Genomic DNA, 4138 nt, shown 5'->3' on the forward strand with positions numbered 1-4138 from the left:
GGCCGGTCGCGAAGAAGCGTGGCCGCGCGTCCGTACCGAGCTGGGACGAGATCATGTTCGGCGGCGGCGACCAGTAGCCGTTCGGTCGTTGTCCGACGGCCGACCAGCGACCGATCAGCAGCCGACCGGAACCGCGTTCTGAGACGCTGGCCGGATCCGGGACAGCGGCACCGCCGGATCGGCGTACTCTGCCCGCATGTCTTCCTTTGTGACCGGCGCCACGGGCTTCATCGGTCGTCACCTCGTCAGCGAACTCGTCGACCACCGCGAGGGCCCGATCTTCGTACTGGTCCGCAAGTCGTCCCTCCCCCGGATGGAGACGATGATCCAGCAGTGGACCGGCGGGGCTGGCTCCTCCCGGATCGTGCCGGTGATCGGTGACCTCGGACAGGCCGGTCTCGGCGTCGACCCCGAGTGGGTCGCCGAGCACGTCGGGAAGGTCGACCACTTCTTCCACCTGGCGGCGATCTACGACATGACCGCCGACGACGCCACCAACGACGCGATGAACGTCGACGGCACCCGCTACGCGCTTGCGCTGGCGGACGCGCTGCAGGTCGGCTGCTTCCACCAGGTCTCGTCGGTGGCCGCCGCCGGTGACTACCACGGCCACTTCGACGAGACCATGTTCGACGAGGGCCAGCCGCTGCCGTCGCCGTACCACCGGACGAAGTTCGAGTCGGAGAAGATCGTCCGCGAGGAGTCGACGGTCCCCTGGCGGGTCTACCGGCCGGCGATCGTGGTCGGCCACTCCGAGACGGGCGCGATGGACAAGATCGACGGCCCGTACTACTTCTTCCCGCTCATCAAGCGGCTCCGCGACAACCTGCCCTCCTGGCTTCCCCTCGTCGGCGTCGACCTCGGCGACACCAACCTGGTGCCGGTCGACTACGTCGCCAAGGCGATGGACCACCTCGCGCACCTCCCCGACCGCGACGGCGAGGCGTTCCACCTGGTCAACCCCGAGCCGCAGCCGGTGGTCGACATGATCAACTCGTTCTGCGCCGCTGCGGGCGCGCCGCGGTTCGCCACGCCGATCGACCGCGGCGTCACCGGCGGCGTGACCGGGATGCTCCCCCGGTCGCTCCGACCGAGCAGCCTGTTCAGTGCCGTGGTGCGGACCGCCCCCGCTCACCTGCTGCTCAACCAGACGCTCGGGCGGCTCGGCATCCCGGCCGAGGTCGTCGGCCACACGTCGTTCCCGTCCGTCTTCGACTCCAAGGCGACCGAGCGCGCCCTCGCCGGGAGCGGCATCGGGGTTCCGGACCTCGAGTCGTACGCCCGGACGCTGTGGTCGTTCTGGGAGGAGAACCTCGACGACACGACCGGACGTGACAAGCGGAACCGCGCGGCGCTCAAGGGCAAGCACGTCGTCATCACCGGCGCGTCCTCCGGCATCGGCAAGGTCACCGCGCTCAAGGTCGCCCAGGCCGGCGGTATCCCGGTCCTGGTCGCGCGCGGCAAGGACAAGCTCGAGGAGACCAAGGCGACGATCGAGCTCCGCGGGGGCCAGGCGTACGTCTTCCCGTGCGACCTGTCCGACCTGCGCGCCATCGACGACCTCTGCGAGCGGCTGTCCAGCGAGCTTCCGACGGTCGACTTCGTCGTCAACAACGCCGGCCGCTCGATCCGCCGTTCGCTGCGGCTCTCGCACGACCGGTTCCACGACTTCGAACGCACGATGCAGCTCAACTACTTCGGTGCGATCCGGTTGATCATCGGCCTGATGCCGAAGCTGCACGAGCAGCGCTCGGGCCACATCGTGAACATCTCGTCGATCGGGGTCCAGACCAACCCGCCGCGGTTCTCGGCGTACGTCGCCTCGAAGGCCGCGCTGGACGCCTGGAGCAACGTCGTCGCGTCCGAGGTCGTCGGCCACGGCATCTCGTTCACCAACATCCACATGCCGCTGGTGCGGACCCCGATGATCGCTCCGACCAAGATGTACGACAAGTTCCCGACCCTCTCGCCCGCCCAGGCCGCCGACCTGGTGATCCAGGCGATGGTGGAGAAGCCGCACGAGATCAACACCCTGGCCGGCAATGCCGGTGCCGTCGCACACACGTTCGCCCCCAAGGCGGCGTTCCGGGTGCTCAACCTCGCCTACCAGGTCTTCCCGGACAGCGCCGCTGCCAAGGCCAAGGCCGGCCCGACCGACGTCGAGCCGGTGGTCGCCGCGGTGCCCGACGCCGCGGTCGGCGGCGACGAGGCAGGCGGCCGTGAGTCGGAGCAGCTGCTGATGGCCCGGCTGTTCCCGGGCGTCCACTGGTGATTCAGCCGGTGGCGACCGGGCGGGTCGGATCGGCGATCCACTCGCTCCAGCTGCCCGGGTNCAGCCGGTGGCGACCGGGCGGGTCGGATCGGCGATCCACTCGCTCCAGCTGCCCGGGTAGAGCGCGGCGGGGATGCCGGCGATCTCGAGCGCGAGGACGTCGTGGGCTGCCGTGACGCCCGACCCGCAGTACGCCGCCACGGACGCCCCGACCTCGGCCCCGACCGCCGCGTAGACCTCGCTGAGCTCCGCCGCCGGCCGGAACCTGCCGTCGTCGGTGAGGTTGAGCGACGTCGGCACGTTGACCGCGCCCGGGATCCGGCCGGCCACGGGGTCGATCGGCTCGGCCTCCCCGCGGTAGCGAACCGCCGCCCGGGCGTCGATCAGCACCCCGACCGATCGGACGTCCTCGGCCGTGACGACCGGCATCCCGCCGGGGACGGCGGTGAAGGTGCCGGGCTCGACGTCGGGACCCCGACCGGTCTCAGCGGGCAGGCCGGCAGCCCGCCACGCCGACCAGCCGCCGTCGAGCACACGGACGTCGTCGTGGCCGTGGTAGCGCAGCAGCCACCAGCAACGGGCCGCCGCGTGACCGGCCCAGTCGTCGTACACGACCACCGGTCGCGCTGCGGAGACCCCGGCGGCGCGCATCGCCTCCTCGAAGACCGCGGTCGCCGGCAGCGGATGGCGTCCGCGCACGCCCGGCGGCGCCGCGAGGGCGGTGTCCAGGTCGACGTACGGCGCGCCCGGCACGTGGCCGGCGGCGTGCTCGTCCGGTCCCGCCGGGCCACCGCCCATCCGGTAGCGGACGTCGAGCACGGTCACGGTGCCCAGCAGCGCAGCCAGCTCACCGGGGTCGACCAGCGGGCCGGCGCTCAATGCCGCCCCGTCCGCGGCTTCACGGTCAGCACCGGGCACGGCGCGTCGAGGAGCACCCGCTGCGCGTTCGAGCCCAAGATCAGCTTGCCGACCGGCGAGCGGCGGCGCAGGCCGATGACGATCAGGTCGGCCGCGACCTCCTCCGCCACGTCGACCAGGCCGTCAGACGCCTCCTGGCCGCGATCGAGCACCCGCACGTCGTGGTCCAGCCCCGACTCGCCGAGCACCTCGCGGACCTCCCCGACGTACGCCGGCTCCTCGTCGCGGTCGATCAGCGCATGGACCACGACCAGCCGCGCACCGCGTCGTCGCGCCTCCTCGATCCCCGCCTGCAGGGCTGCGTCGCCCTCGGGCTTCGGGACGTACCCGATCACCACCGTCGCCATGATCAGCACCCTAGAGGAGTGGGCGTGAGGACTTCTTCCGGAACTGATGTCGAGAACCCCGTGGCAGCTCCGTCTCCTCCTCGAGCGCGGTCACAATGGGCCGCACCACACCTGAGGAGACACCCATGGCCAAGTACCTGCTGCTGAAGCACTACCGAGGTGCCCCGGAGCCGGAGAACAACGTGCCGATGGACCAGTGGACCCCCGACGAGATCTCGGACCACATCCAGTTCATGCGCGACTTCGCGGCCCGACTCGAGAGCGCCGGCGAGTTCGTCGACGCGCAGGCTCTCTCCACCGAGGGCACCTTCGTCCGGTACGACGGCGAGGGTCGCCCGCCGGTCACCGACGGTCCGTTCGCGGAGACCAAGGACCTGATCGCCGGCTGGATGGTGATCGACGTCGACACCTACGACCGTGCGCTCGAGCTCGCGGCCCAGCTGTCGGCCGCACCCGGTGCCGGCGGGAAGCCGATCCACGAGTGGCTGGAGGTCCGGCCGTTCATGACCGAGCCGCCCACGGTCGCGGACTGACCCTGACGTGGACCACTCGGACGACTGGGCGCTGCTGCGCTCGCTGACGCCCAGCGTCATCGGGGGGC

Annotated in this window: 3 protein-coding genes and 1 pseudogene; 2 read left to right on the forward strand and 2 right to left on the reverse strand. The window is 71.1% G+C overall.

Annotated features, from left to right (window positions below):
• Window positions 1-196: 196 nt before the first annotated feature.
• Entirely contained in the window at window positions 197-2272 is a 2076-nt protein-coding gene (locus H0488_RS20570; RefSeq protein WP_183101097.1) for an SDR family oxidoreductase, read from the forward strand.
• A 102-nt stretch (window positions 2273-2374) separates the two neighbouring features.
• On the opposite strand, the pseudogene H0488_RS20575 reads toward H0488_RS20570, so the two are convergent.
• Window positions 2375-3190, reverse strand: a pseudogene (locus H0488_RS20575) (sulfurtransferase); the annotation flags it as partial.
• A complete protein-coding gene (locus H0488_RS20580) occupies window positions 3148-3537 on the reverse strand; it encodes a universal stress protein (protein ID WP_183101098.1) in 390 nt (129 codons plus the stop codon). The pseudogene H0488_RS20575 and the gene H0488_RS20580, both read right to left, overlap by 43 nt.
• Before the next feature lie 125 nt (window positions 3538-3662).
• Between H0488_RS20580 and H0488_RS20585 the strand changes: the two genes are divergently transcribed.
• Window positions 3663-4070 carry a YciI family protein gene (locus H0488_RS20585; protein WP_183101099.1) on the forward strand — a complete coding sequence of 136 codons (408 nt, stop codon included), beginning with the start codon at window positions 3663-3665 and terminating at the stop codon, window positions 4068-4070.
• Window positions 4071-4138: the final 68 nt, after the last annotated feature.

Source organism: Nocardioides pelophilus (assembly GCF_014180685.1).
Classification (GTDB): Bacteria; Actinomycetota; Actinomycetes; order Propionibacteriales; family Nocardioidaceae; genus Nocardioides; species Nocardioides pelophilus.

Bases quoted from the DNA above. Each gene is read 5' to 3' on its own strand.
- H0488_RS20570 (WP_183101097.1), top strand. From the start codon at position 197: ATGTCTTCCTTTGTGACCGGCGCCACGGGCTTCATCGGTCGTCACCTC.
- H0488_RS20580 (WP_183101098.1), bottom strand. From the start codon at position 3,537: ATGGCGACGGTGGTGATCGGGTACGTCCCGAAGCCCGAGGGCGACGCA.
- H0488_RS20585 (WP_183101099.1), top strand. From the start codon at position 3,663: ATGGCCAAGTACCTGCTGCTGAAGCACTACCGAGGTGCCCCGGAGCCG.